Source organism: Veillonella tobetsuensis (assembly GCF_002959935.1).
GTDB classification, from domain to species: domain Bacteria; phylum Bacillota; class Negativicutes; order Veillonellales; family Veillonellaceae; genus Veillonella; species Veillonella tobetsuensis.
Genome location: NZ_PPDF01000012.1, coordinates 52,380 through 75,454, shown reverse-complemented (window position 1 = coordinate 75,454; position 23,075 = coordinate 52,380). Strand labels below are relative to the sequence as shown.

Genomic DNA, 23,075 nt, shown 5'->3' with positions numbered 1-23,075 from the left:
ATGATATTAAGATATATACTATCTGCTAATTAGTCTTTTCCGATACGAGATACCATATAAGCACCAGTTAAAATAGGCACAATATCTCTGGAGAAACTAATCTTGCTATTTTTAGTTAAGTACAAGATATCGCCTTCGCGCATAACATAGTTTTGGGACATATCACCAGTTTTCAATATATTATTTAAATTAATCTCAATAGGTTTTGTTGGATCATTCTGATGAATCAAGAATATTTTCTTCTTAGCTGTATCCCAATTGAAACTACCAGCAGCACCAATAGCATCAATAACTGTACTCGATTTAGTTAATGTGTATGCACCTGGTTTATTAATTTCACCAAATACATAGACACGAACGCCACCTAATTTGGCAACATTCACGGATACATCTGGATTAATGATGTATGTAGACAAGGAATTGATTAAACTTTGAGTGAATTCCTCTACAGTCATGCCATCGGCTTTAATATTGCCTACCATAGGAAATGATACATAGCCATCAGGGCGAATGGTAAAAGTTTTATTGGCACCTAGGTCCATTTGTTGTACTACATCAATAGTTAATTCATCACCTTGTCTCAACCGATAGATTTGATCAGAACCTATTGTGGAAGCAGACGTTTCCATAGATGTAGCGGTAACTGCTTCGGTTGAAATATCTTTTGCAAAGCCTGTATTCGCCATCGTTCCTATTACAAGAGATAGAGCTATCAATTTCCGATTCATAATACACCTCATATTATTTATATGTATAAGAAAATTTTATAATCATACTATTTAAATTAATTTAATATTTTATTAAATATCGTATATATAGTTTATCATTGTTTGCTTGCAACTACTATATAAGCAAGATGAACCTCAATGTTATAAACTTCATGAAACTTTATAAACCTTGAAACTCTCTATCCTTTACCATTATTTATTATGTGTATTTTTCTACACATACAGTAAATATGTTCAATAGTATGATCCATTATAAAGCCAATTTACAATAAATAATTTGGAATAAAAAAAGATGTATATATCCATACAATGATAGATATATACATCTAAAAATTTGATTTTTATATTATTCTACACGGCCACCTAAATAAGCCTCCATAACTCTAGGGTTATGACGTACTTCATCAGCAGTTCCAGATAAAACCATCTTACCGGTTTCTAATACATACGCATAGTCTGCTATTTTTAAGGCTTGGCGCACATTTTGCTCCACCAATAAAACGGTTGTACCATCTGCACTAATCTCTTTAATAGTCTCAAAAATTTCATTAACTACAAGTGGTGCAAGCCCCATAGATGGTTCATCTAGTAACAGTAATTTCGGGCGCGCCATAAGAGCACGACCTATGGCAAGCATTTGTTGTTGCCCACCAGACAATGTACCACCTAATTGATAGCTCCGTTCATCAAGAATTGGGAATCGTTTAAATACCTTTTTAATATCTGCATCAATTTCCTTATCTTTACGTGTATAAGCACCCATTTCAAGGTTTTCATATACGCTCATATCTTGTAAAATTTGACGACCTTCTGGAACTAGAGAAATCCCACCATGTACGATATTGTGAGTCTTATGACCAGTAATATCTTGACCTTCAAATAGAACTCGACCAGAAGTCGGTTTTACAAGCCCCATAATGGTCTTCATAGTTGTAGTCTTACCTGCACCATTGGCACCGATTAAAGAAACGATAGAACCTTGTGGAACCTCTAAACTAATATCTTTTAAGGCTGTAATATGTCCATAACCAGCCATGATATTTTCTAGTTTTAACATATTACACCTCTTCTTTACCTAAGTACGCTTCAATTACAGCCTCATTATTTTGAATTTCTTGAGGTGTACCTTCCGCAATTTTCTTACCAAAGTTAAGAACGACTAAGCGATCACAAATATTCATCATCAATTCCATAGCATGTTCAATAACTACAACAGTAATGCCTAAGTCACGAATTTTACCAATTAATTGGCGAAGAACCTCTGTTTCACTATCATTCATACCGGCAGCTGGTTCATCAAGCAAAATCAATTGTGGATGTGTGGCTAACGCACGAGCGATTTCAAGCCGACGTTGCTTACCATATGGCAATGATGTAGCAACCTCTTCCGCATCTTCTTCAAGACCGACTAGCTTTAAGAACTCATACGCAATACCGCGACAACGTTCTTCTTCAATACGTTGACGTTTTGTTCTCAAGAAACTTGATAAAAAACCAGAACCGGTACGACAATGCATACCTGTTAATACGGTTTCAAGAGCCGTCATATTACCAAAGAGACGAATATTTTGGAATGTACGAGCAATGCCCATCTCTACCGTTCTATGCGGCTTAATCCCTACAACAGACATACCGTCGAATACGATTTCACCAGAGCTAACAGGGAATACACCAGTAATCAAATTAAATAGTGTAGTCTTACCAGCACCATTCGGACCGATAACACCAAATACTTCACCCTGTTTAACACCAAAGGAAACACCTGTGAGAGCTGCAACGCCACCAAAGCTTTTACTTACTTCATTTAATTCTAATAGCATTCAGTTCCCTCCTATCCTTGTTTCTCTTCTTGTTTGCGTTTATATGCTTCAAAGCGCTCTGTTAACACTTGTGATTCTGGGATATATGGAGCCTTTTTAAAACCTAATTTACGGCTGATTTTATCTACCATAGATTCTGTCAAAATACCGTCTGGGCGAACAGCCATTAAGATTACGAGCAATGCACCATAAATGATATCTCGATAATCGGATAAGAAACGCAAAACTTCTGGCAATAATGTAAGAATAAAAGAACCTAGTACAGAGCCCCATACTACATTAGAACCACCAAATACTGGGAATAATAAGATTTGTACTACTTTGTGATAACTAAAATCGGTTGGATTAATAAAGTTTGTAATATGAGCATACAAACCACCACCGATACCAGCGATGAAGGCACCAATGATGAAAGCCATCATTTTGTAGTATACAACGTTAATCCCCATTAATTCTGCTGCATGATCATCAGCTTTAATAGCTGCAAAAGCACGACCAACACGGCTATTATTAATGCGTACACAGAAAGCAATAATTAAAGCCAATACTACCAGTAAAATAATGATAGCCATTAAATTGCCCCATGTTACTGCATCAAGGCCCATTAGACCATCAATATCAAATTCATAGGCATAATTTGTCAATTCTTGAGGAATAGATGGTATACCAGATAAACCTAATGCACCATTAGTAACATCTAAATTCAAGAAAATAACGCGTACAACTTCACCAAAGCCAAGGGTAGCAATGGCAAGATATAAACCACGAAGACGTGTTGTTGGTAATCCAATAATAACGGCTACTAGACTAGCAACCAAACCACCAATAATGATACCTACGATGATAGGCAAATCAGCTTTCAAAGAAAGCATAGCACCTACATAAGCACCAACACTCATAAAACCAGCGGCCCCAAGAGAGAGCTGACCACTTGCAAGGGTGAAGTAAATAGAAATACCCATGATGGCATTGATGATGAAGAACATCACGATCTGTAGATAATACGGGTTTAATAAATCCATTACGGTCTCCCCCCTTTATCTTTAGAACCAAATAAGCCTTGTGGGCGCCAGAACAATAATAGAATAATGAGACCAAAGGCTACAGCATCACGGAATGTGGATGCACCATAAGCAACAGAGAAGACCTCTGCTACACCAAGGATAAAGCCACCCACCATGGCACCTGTAATATTACCAAGACCGCCTAAGATAAGTACTGCCAAGCCTTTAAAGCCGATAATAACGCCCATTGTAGGTTCAATCGCATTAAAGGATAGGCCTACGAGTACACCTGCAGCTGCACCTAGTGCAGAAGCAATCATAACAGTTACAGAAATAATCATCGTAGGATTTATACCTAAAAGAGCTGCTGTTTCAGTACTCATGGATACGGCGCGAATTGCTTTACCAATTTTGGTCTTTTTAATCACTACATTTAAAATAACCATTAATAAGATGGATACACCTAAGCCGATGATTTGTACCATGGAAATTTTAAAAGCCCCAAAATCAATTAAACCGCCAATATAATCTGGTGGGAAAGATCTCGTTTGAGGGCCCCAAAGCAATAATGCCAAGCTTTCAATAAAGATAGAAACGCCGATGGTACTGATAAGTGGTGCCAAGTGAGACACCTTTTTCTTTCGCAGTGGACGAAGAGCCACGAATTCTAGAAGATAACCAAGGATAGCACCTACTGCCATAGCTACGATAAGGGCTACAAAAATGTTAACGTTAAAAATTGTTACCATAAAAAGACCAACGAAGGCACCTATCATAAAGATGCCTCCGTGAGCCATGTTGATAATATTCAAAACACCGAACACAAGTGTTAAGCCAATAGCGAGTACAGCATATAAGCTACCAAGGGTTAACCCGTTAACTAATTGTTGTAAAAACACTATACTACCTCAACTTATTTTGTTAATGCGTCAAATTGACCATTTTTAATTTGTAATACTTGAACTTCCATGGAAGGATCGCGTTTTTCGTTGAACTTGAATTGACCAGTTACACCAACGAAGTCAGCAATATTTTTCAATGCTTCACGGAATTTTTCGCGATCAGTTGTGGAGCCTGCTTTTTTCAACGCTGCTTCATAAAGATATACGGCATCGTATGCTTGTGCAGCGAATTGGTCAGGTTCTTTGCCATATTTAGCTACATACGCTTTACGGAAGTCTTTAACCTTTTGGTCTTCTTTATTTGGGAACCAAGGTGTACCTACGATGACACCGTTAGCTGCATCGCCAGCAATTTTAATGAATTGTGGACTGTTGAAACCATTGGAACCAACTACAGGTTGATTCATACCCATTTCACGCATTTTTTTCATGATAAGGGCACCTTCTTGGTAAAGGGATGCAACGATGATTACATCTGGTTTAGCTTGTTGAATCTTAGTCAATTGAGCAGAGAAGTCAGTATCTTTATCTGCAAATGTTTCAGTATCAACGATTTGTACGCCTACAGATTCCAATGCTTTACGAGCTGTATTGTTTACAGATACCATTTGATCATTGTTGTTAGAATACATAATAGCTGCTGTTTTAAAGCCCAATGTTTTATGAGCTTCTTTGATAGCTGTATCTACAGCCAAGGATTCAGGAACAGCATTACGGAAGATATAATCCCCAATATCTGTAATACCTTCAGCAGTTGTAGATGTGCCTAAAGCTACTACTTTACTTTTGTTTGCTACAGGGCCAGCTGCCATCATTTCACCAGATAACATTGGGCCGATAACTGCTACAACTTTATCTTTTGCAATTACTTTGTTCATCGCATTGATAGCTTCGTTTTTATCACCTTTAGTATCCTCTACTAACAAATTGATTTTCATAGCGTTTGCATCAGCGTTGATTTCGCTTACAGCCAATTCTGCACCAGCTTTAATGGATTCACCATATGCTGCCGCACCACCGGTTGTTGTTGTCAATAATGCAATTTTAGCTTCATTGCTATTTGCATTTCCTGCATCTTTATTGCTACCACAACCAGCAGCAACTGCCATTACACCAGCAAGGCCGAAAACGGCAACTTTTTTTAACATAGATTTATTCATGCTACATCCTTCCTTTAACACGTCTTAATAGCAAATTATTTAGTATAAATTATATATACATTTATATTATGAGGTATTTATTATGTTTGTCAATGAATTTGATGCATTTTCTATAGAATTTTGTTGAAGATAATATAAAATATTCTTATTCACCTAGTAGTTCAGAAAAATGTTCCCACTTCTCATACAATGAATCTAAATCATGTTGAGTATCTTCAATCTGTTTAGAAAGCTTAGACATTTCATCTAAATCTTGTTGCACTACAGGATTTGCTAACTGTACCTCATACATCTTCATTGTCGCCTCTAAGCGAGCAATTTCTTCTTCTACCTCAGCTAATTGCTTTTCAACCATATAAGTATTTGTTTTTTTCTTAGATTCATCTTTTGAAAGAATAATCTCATTTTCACCCCTTGCCACAGTTTGAGAGGATTCTTGTACTGGAGCAGTCAGTGCAGCTATATCATTTTGCTCTTTAAGTTTTTCTTTATAGTATGAATAATTACCTAAATATTCAGTAATTCCCTTATCTTCTAACACCAAAGTTCGCGTGGATACTTGATCTAAAAAGTACCTGTCATGAGAAATAATAAAGCAAGTACCACCAAACTGTTTTAATGCACTTTCAACAATTTCACGTGTAGGCACATCTAAATGGTTAGTCGGTTCATCGAGGACTAGGAAATTATCTCCTTGCAAGAATAATTTTAGCAATGCTAATCGGGCTCGTTCACCACCAGATAAGTCCCCCACAAGCTTAAACACATCATCACCTTTAAAGAGGAATGAACCTAACACATTTCGTGCTTTTTCTTCTGTGAAATTATAGTTATTTATGATCTCATCAACCACTTGCCATTGATTATGTAGTTCTTCATGCTCTTGGGAAAAGTAGCCTACTTGTACACGATTTCCAATATCTATATAACCGTCAGTAGGGAGTAATTCACCAATGATAGCTTTTACCATTGTAGATTTACCAGCCCCATTAGGACCGATCAAAGCGACAGATTCACCACGACGAACCACTACGGATACATCGTCAATAATTGGTTCCCCTGATCCATAACCAATAGACACATGGTCTAATACGAGTACCTTATCGGCACTCATTGCAGCAGGAGGAAATTTAAACTCTAATGAGTGCGAGGTTACAGGAGCTTCTAATCGTTCCAACCGATTCAACTGTGATTGACGCCCTCTAGCCATCTTAGACTTAATACCTGCACGATACTTATCAATATATTCTTCAGTTTTCTTGATATATTCTTGCTGCTTTTCATAAGCAATTGTATCTGCTTTTAAACGTTCATCCCGTTGTGCCACATAACGACTATAATTACCGCGATAGGTTGTAGCCTTATGATGATCTAATTCTACTACGCCAGTCACAATCCGATCCATAAAATATCGGTCATGACTAACGATGAGAATCCCCCCTCGATAGGAGGATAAATAACCCTCCAACCACTCTAACATTTCCATATCTAAATGGTTCGTAGGTTCATCTAAAAATAAAAAATCTGGACTACGAACTAAGGCCTTTGCCAAATTAATGCGCGTCTTTTGTCCACCAGAAAAGGCATTGGCTGGTTTATCTAAATCTTCATCCGTAAAGCCAAGTCCATAAACTATACGCTTAGTCTTTTGCTCATAATCGTAGCCACCTAGCCATTCTAACCGATTTTGTAAATAATCAAGACGTTGTAAGTCACTTTCACTAGCCTCATGAGTTTCAAGATATGTTGTGAGCTCGTGTAATTTATCTTCTAAAGCATGAACATCTTCCCAGGCAGTTTCTATTTCTTCGGCCAAACTGGCATCACCCAAGTTGACATCTTGTTGTAGATAGCCAATACTTGCCACGGGCGATGTTACAACTTGACCTTCATCTAATTCCTCAATGCCGAGGATACATTTTAATAATGTTGATTTTCCGGCCCCATTAGGACCAACTAAGGCTATTCTATCGCCTTCTTTTATCTCAAAGGACACATTGGAAAACACTTGGCGCACCCCAAATGATTTTCCCAGGCCGATCATTCGAATGCGTTCCATTCAATACCTCCTTTATCATTCAGTAAATATTATTATACCACAGTCGCCTTTACAAAAATGATCATTTCCACACTATCCTTCGTCTTTCGACTATGTTTAAATAATTTTCCTAATAAAGGAATATCTCCAAGTAATGGGATCTTCTCCATCTGTCTTTGATCTCGATTATCCATTAGACCACCAATGACTAATACTTCGCCCGGTTGTAATCGCACTCTTGTCTGTGCCTGTCTAGTTGTAATTTTATAAGATTTCAATTCAGATACCATAATAGGTGAACTCACCTCTGCTCGTATTGATGTATCAATACTGCCATTTTTTGTAACAATAGGCGTGTAATCTAATTTTATACCTACTTCTTCATAATGAATGGATTGCTTTCTTTCCCCATTAGATATAGTTTCCTCCACTACGGGAATTCTTTCACCAATTAGTATATGTGCTTCTTCTCCATTTAGAGCCATAATGGATGGTGTTGCAATCACAACCGCTTTCCCTGTTGTTTCTAATAAACTCAACTCAGGTTTTACAAAGAACTTGTATGCTTCACCATCTGGCGCCTTACCAAATGTAATGGCCCCATAAGAATGAGTCTTATCACTGCCATGTCCAGTTAGACTCAACCAAGACCACCGAAATCCGGTTTCCTTTGTATAAGAATGTTCCATAGCCATAATTGTAGCCTCTAACCGGACCTGTTTTACATCACGATCAATAGCCTGAATAACTGATTTTACTCCTTTTTCCTCATCGCCAGTAATATTGAATACTAACTGATTGGTTTCTTTATGAATTGCAAATTTTCCATTAGGCACTACTGTTTTTATTACCGATTCCAAGGAGCTTGCTGATGCTACATTTGGCTCCACTACCATAACATGACGATGTTCCTTTACACCAGAATGCCCAATAACAGTAATTATGCCCTGTTCATTTTGTATATCAAAATGATACATATCGCCTAAGCGCTGTAACATCTCCAACGGTGATTTACCATATATATTTCCTGTCACAGTACCTTCCAATGTATCGATACCAAGTATATCAATTTTATAACTACGACTAATTGCCTCCACAACATTAGCCAAAGACGCTTTACTCACGGTCATACTATATGCGTGTTCAGTAGCATTAGACGCTTGTAATTGGACTGGTTCCTCTGCCTTCATATACGGATTTCCTACTACCCACCAAATCAACAGTACTATCATAATTCGCCAATAACTACACATCGTACATTTCCTCCTTCATCAAGGGTTATACAATTTTCATCCACACTAACTATCTTGATGCCCTGCCAGGACTCCCCCTCCATGACAACGCTTGAGTTCGAACCAACACTTACAATAACAGATGATTTAGGACCACGGACAATACCATTAACATGAACTGATTTTTGTGTATTGTATTTTGATTCGATACTCTTAGTACCTACTTTATCCGCCGTATTTGCTTTCCGTTCTTGCTTTTCTTTCTTCTTACTATTTGAATGTAACTTAGATTTAGAATCTGATAACTCTCCTTTGTTAACCATTTCACTCATACCATCATCTATAGTCTCATTATCAAGCATTTGTAAAGGAGCTAAACCATTCATAGCCTTTGAATCACCTAACACTTCACGCCAGGGAAACCCTCTTAATGTATCTCCCGTATTATATAGTAATTTTGCTTCATTTTTATCTTCAGCTGATTTAGACACTACATTTGACTGGGACTCCATCGGGATATGGTTCTCCTCTGGTATGTGAAATACACTCCAGGCAAAAACAATTAAACCTAATAAAATTAATATGAGTATCCCTTTTTTATATCGTTTATATTGAGTTACATACTGAATAAATTTATCTTGTAAAAGCTGATTAATATGCATTCATAAAAACTCCTTTCATATGTCTTAGATTAATACCTAACATCAGTATGCAACACTTATACCTATAAAAAAAGGACACTAATAGTCACCCCCGTGACTATTAGTGTCCTTTACAAATCATAAACTGTATGCTTTTAACTTTATATGTCATCGTAACCAGATGGATGCAAACGATGCCAACGCCATGCATCACTAATAATTTGTGATAACTCACTATGTTTTGGATTCCATCCTAAAATATCTTTTATACAGTCTGAGGAAGCAATTAATGTGCTTGGATCTCCTTTCCGACGCTCACCATATTCAACAGGAATATTAATACCAGTCACATTTTTAGCTGTATCTATAATATCTTTTACAGAAAAGCCATTGCCACTTCCTAAGTTAAAAACTCTAGATTCTCCTCCGCCAACAAGATAATTCATAGCTAAAACGTGAGCTGATGCTAAATCAGTGACATGAATATAATCACGAATACAAGTGCCATCAATCGTATCATAATCAGTTCCAAAAACTGTAATGTGAGGTCTTTTTCCCAAAGCCGTCTCTAACACCAAGGGAATCAGATGTGTTTCAGGAGAGTGATCTTCACCAATCTCACCACTTTCATCAGCACCTGCAGCATTAAAATAACGTAGTGCTACATATGTTGAGCCATAGATAGAACTATAATCATGTAGCATATCTTCAATCATCAATTTGGTTCTACCATATACATTAGTTGGTTGTAATTTAGATGTCTCTACAATTGGCACTACTTCAGGTTCACCATAAACCGCTGCTGTACTTGAAAATACAAAGTGTTGTACACCTGCCTGCCGAGCTGACTCTATAAGTCGATAAGAGCCTACAACATTATTCTCATAATAAATCGATGGATTTATCATAGATTCTCCAACTTGAGAATGTGCAGCAAAATGCATAATACCTTTTATATTATTATCTCTTAAGACATTAATGATTTTAGGATTTGCAATATCTAATTCTATAACCTTAACGTCACTAGGAATCGCATTACGATGACCACGTGAAAAATTATCAACTACGATAGGTGTAAAACCAGCATGTATTAATGCTCTAACCGTATGGCTACCTATGTAACCAGCATCACCTGTAACTAAAATATTCATACACACCCCCATAATAACTACGATTGTTTTATTGTTTGAAGCTTTGGACCGATGAGACGCTTATACACCTCAACGCCAGGTTGATCAAATGCATCTACACCAGCCAAAATAGATTCAAAATAAACAGCCCAACAATGCATAAACATTATTTCCCCTAAATGAAATGCATTTAATGTTGGTACAGATATGGTCATGTTGAACCGATTATCTATAGATAGGGCCTCACGATTTGCATCAAGTGCGCTATTTAAAATATCACTAATAGGAATATCACCAATTGCATCAAGTTTGTCGTACTCACTATATAAATTAGGAACAACCAATGATGTATTCCAATCTCTTACCTTAATAAATTGAACTACCTTGTTAAGTCGCCCCTCTTGGTGTTCTTGCACTTGAGCGTGCATATCCATCGTGCCTACTGCAGGAACAGGTGTACGTCCATAAGGAAGACAGGTATTACTCATTTTACCTAATGATTCGGATAAGAGCTGCACATACCAATCGGATAAAGAGTGTAGAGACTCACCATAAGGCATGAATACCTCTATAATACGTCCATATCGCTCAGATGCAATATATTTTAATAATGCACTAAATAGTGCAGGATTTTTATAAACATCCTCTTCTTGGCAAGCCATATCCATCGATGCAGCACCAGCTAAAAATCCTTCAATATCAAATCCCACAAGAGCCGCTGTAACGAATCCTACCTCAGTAAAAACGGAGAATCGGCCTCCTACACCATAGGGCACAGAGAATGTTCTCCATTGATGCTTAATAGCCATATCGTGAAGAATGGTAGGATGTGCATCATCATTTGTTTCTGTTACAACAGTAACCTCATAGTTAATATGATGATCTTCAAGTGCTTTCTGAAGAATCATAAAATTTGCCATTGGCTCGATTGTGGATCCAGATTTTGATGTAACTACAAGTAAAACCTTGTAATCTTTTCCCTTTTCATTGGCTTGAGATATTAAAGTTTTAATAAGTCCTTCTAAATAAGGGCCATCAACATTAAACCCAGCAAAATAAAATCTAGGGTAGCCTTGTCGTTCTTCATCAGTATAGTTATTCCAAAATGAACCACATTGTACATCAAAAATAACCTTACTCCCTAAGTAAGAACCACCAATACCAATAGATATAACCGTATCGATATTCTCACGAGCGTACTCACGTAAGCAATGCAATCGATTCATCATTTCTGGTGTATTTATACCATCTTCTGAAATATAAGGTAATTGATAAAATAAAATTGGTTCTGGTTGACCATCTTTAGATAGATGCCCTTCTTCATACCCTGTAGATCTCAAAATATTGGTGTGACGCCATACATTTTGAATGGCCCGTTCAAAGTTTTGTATGTCTCTTGCCTGTATGCAGCTTTCATTATAGATATTACTATAATCTAATTCAAAGCCAGAATCTAACTGTAACATCAAGAATCTCCTTTATGTACCTATCCAACCATATCCATAACCAATACCAAATACGGTCCAAAGAATAGCGATGGGAATCAATAACTTAAATTTTAGTTTTGCCGTTTTATGATTACAAACTACCATGCCTAACAATGCGCCAAGACCGCCATAAGCAAATGCTAAAAATAACAATGTGAATTCAGAAATGCGTTCATATCCCTTAATGGAAGAAAACTTATCGTATCCATATATACAAAATACAATACAATTCCATACAGCCATAGTAATTAGAAAAGACGTTTCACTCATAATCCTATATATTATTTCCCCTTAAAATATGAGATAGTATCTCTCAATCCACGTTCTAAATCAACTGTAGCAAGAAAATCAAAATCAACTTTAGCCTTTTGATTACATAGTCTAGAGTGACGAATATCCCCAGTTCGTTCCGCCTCATAATAGACTAGAAGATCCTTATTACTAATAGATTTAAAATAGCTCACCAATTTATTAACAGATGTACTCGTATTGGTAGAGATATTATAGACCCCTGTTAATTCCGGATGATTCATGGCTTTAATATTAGCCTCTACTACATCATCTACATAAATAAAATCTCTAGTTTGCTCACCATCTCCAAATATAGTAAGCCCCTGACCTTCATTAATGAGGCGGGTAAAAATACTAATTACACCACCTTCACCACCATCACCTTGACGCGGTCCATATACATTTGAATATCTAAAACATACTGTTTTCAAACCAAAGGCTTGTTCATAAATACGCAAATAGCCTTCACCGGTTAACTTGGTTAGTCCATAAAACGATGTTGGTTTCCCTATCATATCCTCTGTGAGCGGTAATGTATCAAGATCCCCATATACTGCAGCAGAGGATGGCATAAGAAAATGTTCTACCTTATGCTTTCTAGATGCTTCAAGTATATTAACCAAGCCTAGTAAATTTACATCACAATCCATCTTAGGATTTTCCATAGATGCAGGTACCATCGTTTGTGCCGCTTCATGAAATACTACTTGAGGTTTAAAATCTGCAAAAATAGATTCTATGTTAGCGTCTCGTACATCCATTTCTATAAATACTGCTTTTGGATTAACAAATTCTCGTACCCCTGTTGTGAGATTATCTATTACCAATACTGTATGACCTAATGCTATGAGTCGATCGACTAGATGGGACCCTATGAATCCGGCGCCCCCCGTTACACAAACGCGCATTGTTTTCCCCTTTTAGATTATTTTCCTATCGCTGCCCCTGCCTTTGCGAGTTGGTCAGCCATTTCATTATATGTATCACCCGTATGAGCATGTACCTTGTGAAAGTATACTTTTACATATGGAAATATACGTTCACAAAATGCTGCATATTCATTGGTTAATATATTATTTCGTTTCCACTTCTTCGTGGCCCACATTTCAATCCCCATATAATCATAATATAAGGAACACTTAGAAATCCCATGAGTTAAAGCATATTCCATAACATGCTTGGCCGCTAATAGCTCTCCAGACACATTCCAAAATTCTGTATATTTTGCATCCCGGGTACCGAATGAAAATGTTTCTTTATTTCCATTTAGAAACATAATACCACCTGAACCTACAGACTGATTATATTTATCATAACTACCATCAATATAAGCAATTAAATGATCTGGTTCAGAAAAGTCAGGTGTTATAGATTCTCCAGTAGTAAGTTTTTTACTAGATACCTTCGATGACGATAAATAGTCACCAATACTCATCCCTTCATCGCCTATGAAAGCTTGAGCTTCTACTTTAGTAGGAAAGGATTTATAAATAGCCCCACCAAAGCCTTTAACCTGTTTTTCACAATCAGTCCAAGTTTCATAAATGCCTGGCGTACGGCCTGCTTTTACAGCATAAAATTTCTTCGCCATACAACCTCCTAATGCTTCATGGTAAGCGGTACAAATTCAGCATTTACTACAGATTGTAAATCTTGTGGATTAACATGCATCTGCATGCCTCGTAAACCAGCACTAACATATACAGCCTCTTGAGCTTGCATCGTTTCATCAAAATATGTAGGAAATAGCTTTTTCATACCTACCGGCGAGCAACCACCCCGTAAATAGCCAGTTATACCTAATAAGTCCTTAACATGAATTAATTCAACTGATTTATTACCACTGACACGAGCAGCCTGTTTCATATCTAGTTCTTCAGCTACAGGAATACAGAATACTACATATCCTGTTTTATCACCCTTGCCAACTAAAGTCTTAAATACTTCTTTTTCATCAAGACCTAGTTCATCAGCTACATGAACACCCTGACCTCGTTCTTCAGACCATTCATATTCATCAATCGTATATGCTATGTGATGAGTATCTAATATGCGTAATGCATTTGTTTTTTTATGCTTTTCCTTACTCATACAAGAGCCTCCTATTTATTAACAATTTTATTTATATTCTTTAATTCAATGCGTAAAGTACCATCATCATTAGTTTTAATTTCGATAAACTCCCGATTTTGCATATATTCTACAGGGAACGAAATTTCTATGCCAGTATCGGTTTTAATCTTATGATGTTCGCCTACTTTCGTAGCAAATTCACGATTTACCGGTAAAGGTCGCATCATATCTTGTTCAGCTAACTCCTTTTTCGCAGCTTCTTGTTGAATAGGATTAGATTTAAACACTTCTTCTACAATGCGAATAGGATTAACTGTATCAGATACTTCCGCATTTTTAGCAATCATAGATTTCGCCATTGTCAGCTCTGCTACGCCATCGGATTCGTGTGCTTGAGCCACCTTATCTATAATGGTTTTTACCTTTTTAACAGTATCTCTAGAGGATTGATCTGTACCGAGTTGTAACACCTTATCTGCTAAGATGTAACAAACTTCACCGTCATATTCACCTTTTGGTTCAAAAATACGAACAGATAAATCCATTGTATTTATTGATACAAAAGCACGTAATTTTTGTGTAGGCATCGGTAATACTGCCTTATGAGGTACAAGCTCGGTGGCTAGGGAACCATCATCTTCACTAAATAATTGGTGGGTAAATGCATCGTGAGCTTGGCATAAAAGCATACAAATATAGGATGTATCTGTCACCACATCGCATACGATAGTATCAATGACAACACCTACTGTGGCTTGTTTCATATAGTCAAAGGTCTTCTCCCCTAACTCTTTTGCTAACGTAACAAAGGCGATTTCACCAGATTTATATTCACCGATTCGCTTTCCCATAGGGCTATGTGCATGTAATGTCCCTGTTCTCGCACCAGGATCTTTAAAAGCTTTCGTTACATGGCCTGCAATATAGTCATGTATGTCTTGCTCACCTATTTTTAATTCATGTTCAGAATAGACCGCTAAAGATGATATAAAATCAAAAATCTCTAAGGCTGCTTTATTAATTTGCATGATAACTCCTAAAGAATAAAAATATTACTCTTTATTATACCATTCTTTTAGCAATTCTTTGTCTATTTTTGAATGATCAATAATTAGACATAATTTAAACACCTATATTTATGTTCATAAATTAAGAGAAAGTAATTATATATCCTCTTAATACAACAAAGGAGGTGCCTGTTAACACCTCCCTTGTTATAGTATTAGATTTTAATTTTAGTGGCTAACCAAGCAGCAACTAAGCATTTTACAATATCTCCAGGAATATAAGGGAACATTGCAGCGGTTAATGCAGCCCAAAGTGGAGTTCCTGTAACAAGCATAAATCCAGCAACACCAAAAATATATACTACAGGAATTGTTATAGCAATAGAACGCCAAGCATAAGAGAAAAAGCTTCGAGACTTACCTTTACAAACACTCAACAATGTATATGCTATTGGCCAAGAAACAATAAAGCCACCTGTAGGCCCCCATAATTTAGTTAATCCAGAAGTACCACCAGCAAATACGGGAACCCCTATAAGGCCTAATAAAATATATACTAAGAATACCATTAATGCGTCCTTCGGCTCCAACATTAATCCTGTTAGTGTAGCCACTAAAGTTAGTGCTATCACTGGAACAGGGCTAAATGGTAATGGAAAAGAAATCCATGCTGAAACACATAATAAGGCCGTTAGTAAAGCCATTTTAGTTAAACGTCTTGCTTCCATATTTTACCTCTCTATATATTATAATTATTACTATTAAATTATAATCAACCAGCAAACCATCGTCAACCAATTAATTTTGACTAGTTAACAACAAAAACCACCATTGATAATCAATGGTGGCTTACACTGTAAAGCTAGATTTATAAAATATAATATATATTATAAATTCAAACCTTTCAAATACTCTTTGAATGCAGCGCCTAATTCTTCATTGCGAAGGGCATATTCTACAGTAGCTTTTAGATATCCTAATTTATCGCCTGTATCATAGCGAATACCTTCATAAGCTAATGCATAAGTATCTGTTTTTGATGCGGCTAAAGCATCTGTCAACTGTACTTCATTACCAACGCCTGGTTTTGTATTTTCTAGAATATCAAAAATATCCGGTGTCAAAATATAGCGTCCAAGAACAGCTAAATTAGAAGGTGCTTTATCAACGCTTGGCTTTTCTACTAAACCATTTACGCGATATAAATTATCAGCTAATGGTTCTCCTGAAACAATACCATAAGAACTTACCTTATCATTAGGCACAAATTGAGCACCAAGTATAATCCCTGGATGTGTCTCATAACACTCCATTAATTGTTGTAAACATGGTTTTTCTGGATTATAAACAATGTCATCACCCAACAATACTGCAAATGGTTCATCACCAATAAATGCCTTAGCACATAGTACGGCATCACCTAAACCACGAGGTGCTTTTTGACGGATAAAATGAACCTTAATATCCGCCAAGTCCTTTACCATAGCTAACTGTTTGTTTTTACCTTGTTTTTGCAATAACTCTTCGAGCTCAACACTACTATCAAAATGATCTTCTATAGCACGTTTGCTACGACCTGTTATGATAAGAATTTCTTCAATACCAGAATCAAGTGCTTCTTTTACAATGTATTGAATTGCCGGGGTATCAACGATAGGCAACATTTCCTTTGGTTGTGCTTTCGTTGCTGGTAGGAATCTCGTACCAAAACCAGCTGCTGGAATGACAGCCTTACGAATAGACTTCATGTGTATGCTCCTTAGAAATCTTTACCAACGAATTTGATTTTCCATTGGTTATTGTTATTTTTATGAGAATCTTTATATGTTAAATACATATCAAAGGAGTGCAAATCACGATGGTATGTGTAATAGATAGAATCCACATCGCCACTCATCATATTTTGTTTAACACTCACAGAAATATCATCGAGACGTGTCAATTTAAAGGAACCACCATAGATGAGCTCCTTAGGAAGCTCTGTACTATCAAAGCGATATGGCGAGTTGTTATAGTTAATATTGCGTTGATTATACGATACCCACGCATTAACTCTAGGTCCTACAGCTGTACGGAATTGAGCGCCCCAGTACGGCATGCTACGTATCGACTTATCATAGCCATAATAATCGCGTTGATAACCGCCGAAGAATCGCAAAGTACCATCTTTCCAAATGGTGATAGGATCATGAGATACTTCTACCTTATAGTCCTTATGGACCCCCTTTACAGATCCTTCCTTCCAATAACCAATGCTTGTTTCACCACGTGCAGTAAATGGAGATTTACCAATATGGTACGTATGTGTATCAAGACGTAATTCGCCGATTTTTTCTACCCATACAGTTTCATCATTGTATTCATTGGATACTTTACTATACCCGATAGATGCAGTCCCCCAAGGTAGGTAATGACGATAGCCTATTTGCGGCTTAAATCCCGATTTGAAATACCATTTATAATCAAAATAGGCTTCGCCGGATTTTCCCATTGGAATATCAGCATTACCACGTAATCCAAACCCATCATCACTATTATAAATAGGACGAGGCATAATAGAAAATGCACTTACTTTACCTTGTTTATCTCCACGTATAGATTTTGTATAAGATTTCAAGCTAAAAAGTTTAAAATTCTTGATGTAAAAGCTTGGATGTTGAATTACTACCTTATCGCCAGGATAGATTTTAATGTCTTCACCTTCAATACGGTAATCAGGTGTATGCTTAAATGCCATGGCATGCTTAGACGTAATCATACCCTTCTCTATGGAACCAGTTTGCCCATCATAAGATAAGTTTTGACCCTTCACATAATACGGATCAGACCAGCCTTGTGTATGACCTGCATCAAAATGTTGATCGCTAGTACGATAAGTCATAACATCACCAGTAAGGTCTTTTGTTTTACCACCATCTTCCAAATAGCGATATGGTCCATCTGCAGTCCTATACTCTGTAGTCTTAGTATTACCAGTAATGCGATTAGCTAATAATGTGCGATTACCTTGAGTAACCACTACATTACCAAAAGCATTTACATCGCCAGTACTACCGGAATATGTCATCTTATCTGCATCTACACGAGTTGGTAACTTTTCTGTCGGTGCAGTAATCGGTGAAGCACCACGACGAACAACACGAATATTGCTGCGTTCAGGTGTAGACGGCTGTTGAATTTCACCTGCATAAGATTCAGATATACTATCCAAACTATCTTGATATGTAATTGATTCTGAAGCAGCCCATGCTGGCTGGGCTAGACAAAGCAAGCATGCTGCCACGAGCCATTGTATTCTTTGTTTCCTCATGGTCACTAAACTCCTCTATTAGTTACGTTTTACTACAACGATTGGTTGGGATACATTTTCGACCGTATCATTTGTATCTTCCACGTCTTCCTCTGAAGTATCTTCTGCATCGACATCATTTCCAACTACATCATTATTAGGGCTATCTGCAGAATCATCTACTATGCTTTCATTTGTATTTGTAGATGGTACAGTAACCGCATCAGCTAACTCATCATCACTATGAGCTAAACCATCACCACCAATAACAAGACCTTGAATGGAGACAGAATCTTGCGGTTGAATGAATACAGTAGATCCTGCTGGGTAATCAATATTTTTCCCTTTAATAAAAGCACCACCTACAAGACCAACAGGGCCTAATAGTACAGCACCAGCAATAGATGCACCAGCAGCCTTAATCTCACCCTTTGTCTTTTCTTTTGCTTCATCGCCTTGGATAGCAGTAAATTCTGTGCCATCAATAGCAGGAACAGAGTCAAAAGTAATATCTAGTGCGCCATTGCGACCAAAGGAGCGTGCTTTTTTCAAAGTAGTAATCGTTGCAGATCCAACAGTACCAGCTGGAACGAGTAAAACATTGCCATCCATTACATTTTCAGCAACAGTAAATTTAATTACATCGCCTTCATGGCTTGTTTTTGTAGATACTGCATCATTGAGGATTACTTTGAACACATGGTCAGATGCTAATGTACCGACTTGATTTGTAAGCGTTACATTGCTACCATACACCTTTGTTTTCAAACTGATAATACGCTTTTTCAATGGACCATTTGCAATTCTACCATTAACGCTACGTTCCATTTTTTCAACACGTTCTACAAGAGATCCGTCGTTAATGCTATTTTGATAAGTATATTCAAGAGCATCCATTTCTTCACGTAAGGAAATACTAGTACCACTACCTTCTACAGAATCATATAAAGAATCCACACGTTTACTTAATGTCGCACTATTTCCAGAGAATCCGTTACCATACACTGTTTCATCTAATTGGTTAATGCGATCTACTACGGCACCATCTTGAGGTGCACCATATACAGTGGTTTCCAATACTTGTGTTTTTTCCGTTACTGTACCAGGTGCAGCAAACGCTGTGCCTGTCAACAAAGATGCCATCAAAAGTGTAAGTACTTGCTTCTTCATATAATCCTCCAAAACTAATCCCCTATAGGACGTATACGTTAAACAGCACAATAAGCACGGGCCTAAGACCGTGCTTATTTTCTGAGTACCTCTAACGAAGTATCTCAGTGGCCATTAAATTTTCAAATCAATAAGCGCAGATACACCTACACCTTGAACACGGGAAGCGCCAACTGGATTTGTACTATCTACAGGTACTAAACCTTTAACGCGAACCATACCATTAAAGCTACCTTCGATTTGAGCAACAGCTTTAACTTGTTCAATACTAGATGCAGGGCCAGTTACTTGCGCAGCACCAATATAACCTTTAGTACCAATACTTACAATAGGAACAACCTTTGTAGTATATTCAGTACTTAAATTATTTTGTTTTAGTAATTTATTTAGGAAAGAGTCAATTTGTGGACCAAATTTGCTTACTAAAATGCCGACACCACCAATTTTAGCAGCGCCACCAAGAATACTGCTCAAGCCACCAGCTTGAGTGGTTAAAACACCACCAAATGCAGTCGTAGTCAAACAAATCCCTAGTACAGCAGTCATAATTTTCTTTTTCATGATAAGCCTCCTAATAGATACTTATATTTTAACAAATTCTATACATAGTTTCTAGTATAAGTATAAATACTTATACTTAAAGATAATAAAATTATATAAAAGTACAATGAGTTTATTGTGAGTTTTACACAATTTAATTTTTAACTATGTATTTTTAAAAAATTATACACTAATCACTAAAATAAAGCAATCAACAGATTCTTGGCACTTGATCTTCGCCTAACAAATCTACAAGCCGAACACCACCTATGGATGTTTGTAAACCAACTTTACCAATATTCTTATCCATAGTTTTTCCTATATGAGTGGCTTCACGACCTTCAGGATAACTATGTAGTATCTCTAATACTTGATTCGTCACCGTTGGCTCCACCACAAAAATACATTTACCTTCATTAGCTAAATATAACGGATCATAGCCAAGAATATCACAAACAGACTGAACCTCATCATGAATAACAAGTTGAGATTCGTTTACCTTAATGCCGACTTGGCTTTGTTCTGCAATCTCTTTTAATACAGTACCTAAACCACCTCTCGTAGGATCACGCAACAATGCAACTTGTGAACCCACCTGTTGAAGGACAGCATGAACCATATGGTTTAGCGGTGCACAATCCGTCTGAATCGTATCTGATAATTCAAGGCCAAAACGTTCACCCATGACGGCTATGGAATGGTCTCCAAGGGAACCTGATACTATGATATCCATATTAGGTTTCACCCGATTAGGCCCTATATTAATCCCTTCAGGAATCATTCCAATACCAGAGGTATTAATATAAATTTTATCTACTTCGCCCTTTTTAACAACTTTTGTATCACCTGTAACGATTTGTACATTAGCAGCCTTAGCCATATCAGCCATGGTACTGAGAATTAGCTCTAATTCATCAAAAGGTAGCCCTTCTTCTATAATAAGCCCACAACTAAGGTATTGCGGAATAGCCCCATTCATAGCTAAGTCATTAACCGTACCACATACAGCAAGCTTACCTATATTACCACCAGGGAAAAAGGTAGGTTGTACTACATAGGAATCAGTAGTAAAAGCCATACGACCAGAAGGAACAGAAAATTGAGCTCCATCATGTAAAGGTGCCAACAAATCATTGGTAAAATATTTTAATATAAATCGTTCTGTCAATTCGTGACTAAAACGGCCACCATTGCCATGAACTAAACGAACTCGTTCCATCTAATCCTCCCAGGCTAATCCACCGCTGGAAAAACCATATTTATACCAAGCTGCACAGCTACCTTCTACGGACACCATACAGGCACCTACCGCATGATCAGGTGTACAAGCCTTACCAAACAATGGACATTCATTAGGCTTGATTAAGCCTTGTAATACACTACCACATTGACATCCCTTTGGATCCATAGAAGGTTTTTCTAACTGAACAGGCAAGACCTTTTCTGCATCCAAAAAGGAATACGCCTCATTCAATGTTAGTCCTGAACTTGGAATTACACCAATTCCGCGCCATGTGTCATCACATACATCATACACTTCGTTCATCACACACACAGCAACCGGATTACCCTCCTTCATAACCACCGAATGATAAGTATTGCCTACTTTAAACTGCCCACTTTGTCGTTGTTCCAAAATATTGACGATAGCTGAAAGTATTTCTACTCCATCAAATCCAGCAATGCAGGAAGGTATTTTATATTCATTTGGCAAAAATTCATATGGTTTTTCCCCAATAATAACACTTACGTGCCCTGGCAAGATAAAACCATCAATTTGCCCTATATGTCGATCTAATAAGGCACGCAATGCAGGCGGTACTAATTTATGAGAAACCAAAAAGAATACGTTTTTCACATCTGCCTGAGCTACGGCTTTCACAGTAGCTCCGATTACGGCAATCGTCGTTTCAAAGCCGATAGCTAGAAACACAATATGCTTATCAGGATTCTGTTTACTTAATTCTAATACCTCTAAAGGTGTATAGATAATATGAATATGTGCGCCCTGTGTCTGTGCCTCACTAAGACTACTATAACTACCTGGTACCTTTAACATATCACCAAAGGTAGCAATGATGACATCATCGCGTTTGGCATATTCTAAAGCCTTATCCATGTAAACTTGATCTGTTACACATACAGGACATCCAGGTCCACTCACCAATTCAATACCTGCTGGTAATAATTGACGCAATCCTTCTCTAAAAATGGATACTGTATGTGTACCACAGACCTCCATAATTCTCACCCGTTCACCAGGTGTATGAAGTTCATTAATGCGATGCAATAAGGCATCAGCTGTTTTCTGTTTTTCCTGCAAAGTAAGCTTCTTCAAGTTCTTCCAACTCCCGGAAGGCATCTAGCGTTGCCTTCGCTTCTTCTTCATCTACAATTTGAACGGCAAAACCGGCATGAACTAACAGCCAGTCCCCCACCTTTGCATCTGGCACAAGAAGCAAACTACAATCGCGCGTTGCACCGGTTAACTCTACGGTGCCAATGGCATCATTAATAGAGATTAACTGTGCTGGTACTGCTAAACACATATACCCTCCTCTAG

General features: G+C 37.3%; 24 protein-coding genes. All 24 read right to left on the bottom strand.

Features of this window, described 5'->3' with window-relative positions; genetic code table 11:
• Window positions 1-29: 29 nt before the first annotated feature.
• The 24 genes from VTHSUH11_RS06265 to VTHSUH11_RS06150 all read right to left on the bottom strand — a co-directional run bounded on the left by VTHSUH11_RS06265 (window position 30) and on the right by VTHSUH11_RS06150 (window position 23,061).
• On the bottom strand, window positions 30-728 hold the full coding sequence (locus VTHSUH11_RS06265) for a polysaccharide biosynthesis/export family protein (RefSeq protein WP_105093033.1): 699 nt from the start codon (window positions 726-728) through the stop codon (window positions 30-32).
• Window positions 729-1,074: 346 nt separating this feature from the next.
• The gene (locus tag VTHSUH11_RS06260; RefSeq protein WP_059361866.1) at window positions 1,075-1,785 is read right to left on the bottom strand and encodes an ABC transporter ATP-binding protein; all 711 of its coding nucleotides are present in this window, start codon (window positions 1,783-1,785) and stop codon (window positions 1,075-1,077) included.
• A gap of 1 nt (window position 1,786) precedes the next feature.
• Window positions 1,787-2,548: an ABC transporter ATP-binding protein gene (locus VTHSUH11_RS06255; RefSeq protein ID WP_105093032.1), complete on the bottom strand. Its 762-nt coding sequence runs from the start codon at window positions 2,546-2,548 to the stop codon at window positions 1,787-1,789.
• Between the two features lie 11 nt (window positions 2,549-2,559).
• A complete protein-coding gene (locus tag VTHSUH11_RS06250) occupies window positions 2,560-3,570 on the bottom strand; it encodes a branched-chain amino acid ABC transporter permease (protein ID WP_059361864.1) in 1,011 nt (336 codons plus the stop codon).
• On the bottom strand, window positions 3,570-4,451 hold the full coding sequence (locus tag VTHSUH11_RS06245) for a branched-chain amino acid ABC transporter permease (RefSeq protein ID WP_059361863.1): 882 nt from the start codon (window positions 4,449-4,451) through the stop codon (window positions 3,570-3,572). The genes VTHSUH11_RS06250 and VTHSUH11_RS06245 overlap by 1 nt, the downstream gene beginning before the upstream one ends.
• A gap of 14 nt (window positions 4,452-4,465) precedes the next feature.
• Window positions 4,466-5,614 carry an ABC transporter substrate-binding protein gene (locus tag VTHSUH11_RS06240; protein WP_105093031.1) on the bottom strand — a complete coding sequence of 383 codons (1,149 nt, stop codon included), beginning with the start codon at window positions 5,612-5,614 and terminating at the stop codon, window positions 4,466-4,468.
• A gap of 145 nt (window positions 5,615-5,759) precedes the next feature.
• Complete coding sequence (abc-f, locus tag VTHSUH11_RS06235) at window positions 5,760-7,673, bottom strand: ribosomal protection-like ABC-F family protein (protein ID WP_105093030.1); 1,914 nt, start codon at window positions 7,671-7,673, stop codon at window positions 5,760-5,762.
• A 32-nt stretch (window positions 7,674-7,705) separates the two neighbouring features.
• Complete coding sequence (locus VTHSUH11_RS06230; RefSeq protein ID WP_105093029.1) at window positions 7,706-8,905, bottom strand: type II secretion system protein GspD; 1,200 nt, start codon at window positions 8,903-8,905, stop codon at window positions 7,706-7,708.
• On the bottom strand, window positions 8,881-9,546 hold the full coding sequence (locus tag VTHSUH11_RS06225) for a hypothetical protein (RefSeq protein ID WP_105093028.1): 666 nt from the start codon (window positions 9,544-9,546) through the stop codon (window positions 8,881-8,883). Before VTHSUH11_RS06225 ends, VTHSUH11_RS06230 begins: the two co-directional genes overlap by 25 nt.
• Before the next feature lie 140 nt (window positions 9,547-9,686).
• Window positions 9,687-10,676, bottom strand: a complete 990-nt coding sequence (galE, locus tag VTHSUH11_RS06220) for a UDP-glucose 4-epimerase GalE (protein WP_105093027.1) — start codon at window positions 10,674-10,676, stop codon at window positions 9,687-9,689.
• A 17-nt stretch (window positions 10,677-10,693) separates the two neighbouring features.
• Window positions 10,694-12,121: a glucose-6-phosphate isomerase gene (locus tag VTHSUH11_RS06215; RefSeq protein WP_105093026.1), complete on the bottom strand. Its 1,428-nt coding sequence runs from the start codon at window positions 12,119-12,121 to the stop codon at window positions 10,694-10,696.
• A gap of 12 nt (window positions 12,122-12,133) precedes the next feature.
• Window positions 12,134-12,412 (bottom strand): DUF1294 domain-containing protein, encoded by a 279-nt coding sequence (locus VTHSUH11_RS06210; RefSeq protein WP_059361856.1) that lies wholly within the window; start codon window positions 12,410-12,412, stop codon window positions 12,134-12,136.
• Between the two features lie 11 nt (window positions 12,413-12,423).
• Entirely contained in the window at window positions 12,424-13,341 is a 918-nt protein-coding gene (locus VTHSUH11_RS06205) for an NAD-dependent epimerase/dehydratase family protein (protein WP_105093025.1), read from the bottom strand.
• Window positions 13,342-13,358: 17 nt separating this feature from the next.
• Window positions 13,359-14,024 carry a ribonuclease H1 domain-containing protein gene (locus VTHSUH11_RS06200; protein ID WP_105093024.1) on the bottom strand — a complete coding sequence of 222 codons (666 nt, stop codon included), beginning with the start codon at window positions 14,022-14,024 and terminating at the stop codon, window positions 13,359-13,361.
• A gap of 8 nt (window positions 14,025-14,032) precedes the next feature.
• Window positions 14,033-14,524 carry a Cys-tRNA(Pro) deacylase gene (gene ybaK, locus VTHSUH11_RS06195; protein WP_005380842.1) on the bottom strand — a complete coding sequence of 164 codons (492 nt, stop codon included), beginning with the start codon at window positions 14,522-14,524 and terminating at the stop codon, window positions 14,033-14,035.
• Between the two features lie 11 nt (window positions 14,525-14,535).
• Window positions 14,536-15,534 carry a nucleoid-associated protein gene (locus VTHSUH11_RS06190; RefSeq protein ID WP_059361853.1) on the bottom strand — a complete coding sequence of 333 codons (999 nt, stop codon included), beginning with the start codon at window positions 15,532-15,534 and terminating at the stop codon, window positions 14,536-14,538.
• A 194-nt stretch (window positions 15,535-15,728) separates the two neighbouring features.
• The gene (locus VTHSUH11_RS06185; protein WP_059361852.1) at window positions 15,729-16,241 is read right to left on the bottom strand and encodes a biotin transporter BioY; all 513 of its coding nucleotides are present in this window, start codon (window positions 16,239-16,241) and stop codon (window positions 15,729-15,731) included.
• A gap of 159 nt (window positions 16,242-16,400) precedes the next feature.
• Window positions 16,401-17,261: a UTP--glucose-1-phosphate uridylyltransferase GalU gene (gene galU, locus VTHSUH11_RS06180; RefSeq protein WP_105093023.1), complete on the bottom strand. Its 861-nt coding sequence runs from the start codon at window positions 17,259-17,261 to the stop codon at window positions 16,401-16,403.
• A gap of 11 nt (window positions 17,262-17,272) precedes the next feature.
• Window positions 17,273-18,823, bottom strand: a complete 1,551-nt coding sequence (locus VTHSUH11_RS06175) for an LptA/OstA family protein (protein ID WP_059361850.1) — start codon at window positions 18,821-18,823, stop codon at window positions 17,273-17,275.
• 18 nt (window positions 18,824-18,841) lie between these two features.
• On the bottom strand, window positions 18,842-19,972 hold the full coding sequence (locus VTHSUH11_RS06170) for a hypothetical protein (protein ID WP_105093022.1): 1,131 nt from the start codon (window positions 19,970-19,972) through the stop codon (window positions 18,842-18,844).
• Window positions 19,973-20,086: 114 nt separating this feature from the next.
• A complete protein-coding gene (locus tag VTHSUH11_RS06165; RefSeq protein ID WP_059361848.1) occupies window positions 20,087-20,533 on the bottom strand; it encodes a hypothetical protein in 447 nt (148 codons plus the stop codon).
• Between the two features lie 190 nt (window positions 20,534-20,723).
• Entirely contained in the window at window positions 20,724-21,731 is a 1,008-nt protein-coding gene (hypE, locus tag VTHSUH11_RS06160) for a hydrogenase expression/formation protein HypE (RefSeq protein WP_059361847.1), read from the bottom strand.
• Entirely contained in the window at window positions 21,732-22,850 is a 1,119-nt protein-coding gene (gene hypD, locus VTHSUH11_RS06155; RefSeq protein ID WP_181143916.1) for a hydrogenase formation protein HypD, read from the bottom strand.
• Window positions 22,810-23,061 (bottom strand): HypC/HybG/HupF family hydrogenase formation chaperone, encoded by a 252-nt coding sequence (locus VTHSUH11_RS06150; protein ID WP_059361845.1) that lies wholly within the window; start codon window positions 23,059-23,061, stop codon window positions 22,810-22,812. The genes hypD and VTHSUH11_RS06150 overlap by 41 nt, the downstream gene beginning before the upstream one ends.
• Between the last annotated feature and the right edge of the window lie 14 nt (window positions 23,062-23,075).

Coding starts and splice junctions, on each gene's coding strand:
- VTHSUH11_RS06185 (WP_059361852.1), bottom strand. CDS start 16,241: ATGGAAGCAAGACGTTTAACTAAAATGGCTTTACTAACGGCCTTATTA.
- VTHSUH11_RS06165 (WP_059361848.1), bottom strand. CDS start 20,533: ATGAAAAAGAAAATTATGACTGCTGTACTAGGGATTTGTTTGACTACG.
- VTHSUH11_RS06250 (WP_059361864.1), bottom strand. CDS start 3,570: ATGGATTTATTAAACCCGTATTATCTACAGATCGTGATGTTCTTCATC.
- VTHSUH11_RS06255 (WP_105093032.1), bottom strand. CDS start 2,548: ATGCTATTAGAATTAAATGAAGTAAGTAAAAGCTTTGGTGGCGTTGCA.
- hypE (WP_059361847.1), bottom strand. CDS start 21,731: ATGGAACGAGTTCGTTTAGTTCATGGCAATGGTGGCCGTTTTAGTCAC.
- VTHSUH11_RS06210 (WP_059361856.1), bottom strand. CDS start 12,412: ATGAGTGAAACGTCTTTTCTAATTACTATGGCTGTATGGAATTGTATT.
- VTHSUH11_RS06150 (WP_059361845.1), bottom strand. CDS start 23,061: ATGTGTTTAGCAGTACCAGCACAGTTAATCTCTATTAATGATGCCATT.
- abc-f (WP_105093030.1), bottom strand. CDS start 7,673: ATGGAACGCATTCGAATGATCGGCCTGGGAAAATCATTTGGGGTGCGC.
- VTHSUH11_RS06260 (WP_059361866.1), bottom strand. CDS start 1,785: ATGTTAAAACTAGAAAATATCATGGCTGGTTATGGACATATTACAGCC.
- galU (WP_105093023.1), bottom strand. CDS start 17,261: ATGAAGTCTATTCGTAAGGCTGTCATTCCAGCAGCTGGTTTTGGTACG.
- galE (WP_105093027.1), bottom strand. CDS start 10,676: ATGAATATTTTAGTTACAGGTGATGCTGGTTACATAGGTAGCCATACG.
- VTHSUH11_RS06230 (WP_105093029.1), bottom strand. CDS start 8,905: ATGTGTAGTTATTGGCGAATTATGATAGTACTGTTGATTTGGTGGGTA.
- VTHSUH11_RS06265 (WP_105093033.1), bottom strand. CDS start 728: ATGAATCGGAAATTGATAGCTCTATCTCTTGTAATAGGAACGATGGCG.
- VTHSUH11_RS06205 (WP_105093025.1), bottom strand. CDS start 13,341: ATGCGCGTTTGTGTAACGGGGGGCGCCGGATTCATAGGGTCCCATCTA.
- VTHSUH11_RS06225 (WP_105093028.1), bottom strand. CDS start 9,546: ATGCATATTAATCAGCTTTTACAAGATAAATTTATTCAGTATGTAACT.
- ybaK (WP_005380842.1), bottom strand. CDS start 14,524: ATGAGTAAGGAAAAGCATAAAAAAACAAATGCATTACGCATATTAGAT.
- VTHSUH11_RS06190 (WP_059361853.1), bottom strand. CDS start 15,534: ATGCAAATTAATAAAGCAGCCTTAGAGATTTTTGATTTTATATCATCT.
- VTHSUH11_RS06215 (WP_105093026.1), bottom strand. CDS start 12,121: ATGTTACAGTTAGATTCTGGCTTTGAATTAGATTATAGTAATATCTAT.
- VTHSUH11_RS06170 (WP_105093022.1), bottom strand. CDS start 19,972: ATGAAGAAGCAAGTACTTACACTTTTGATGGCATCTTTGTTGACAGGC.
- VTHSUH11_RS06240 (WP_105093031.1), bottom strand. CDS start 5,614: ATGAATAAATCTATGTTAAAAAAAGTTGCCGTTTTCGGCCTTGCTGGT.
- VTHSUH11_RS06175 (WP_059361850.1), bottom strand. CDS start 18,823: ATGAGGAAACAAAGAATACAATGGCTCGTGGCAGCATGCTTGCTTTGT.
- VTHSUH11_RS06200 (WP_105093024.1), bottom strand. CDS start 14,024: ATGGCGAAGAAATTTTATGCTGTAAAAGCAGGCCGTACGCCAGGCATT.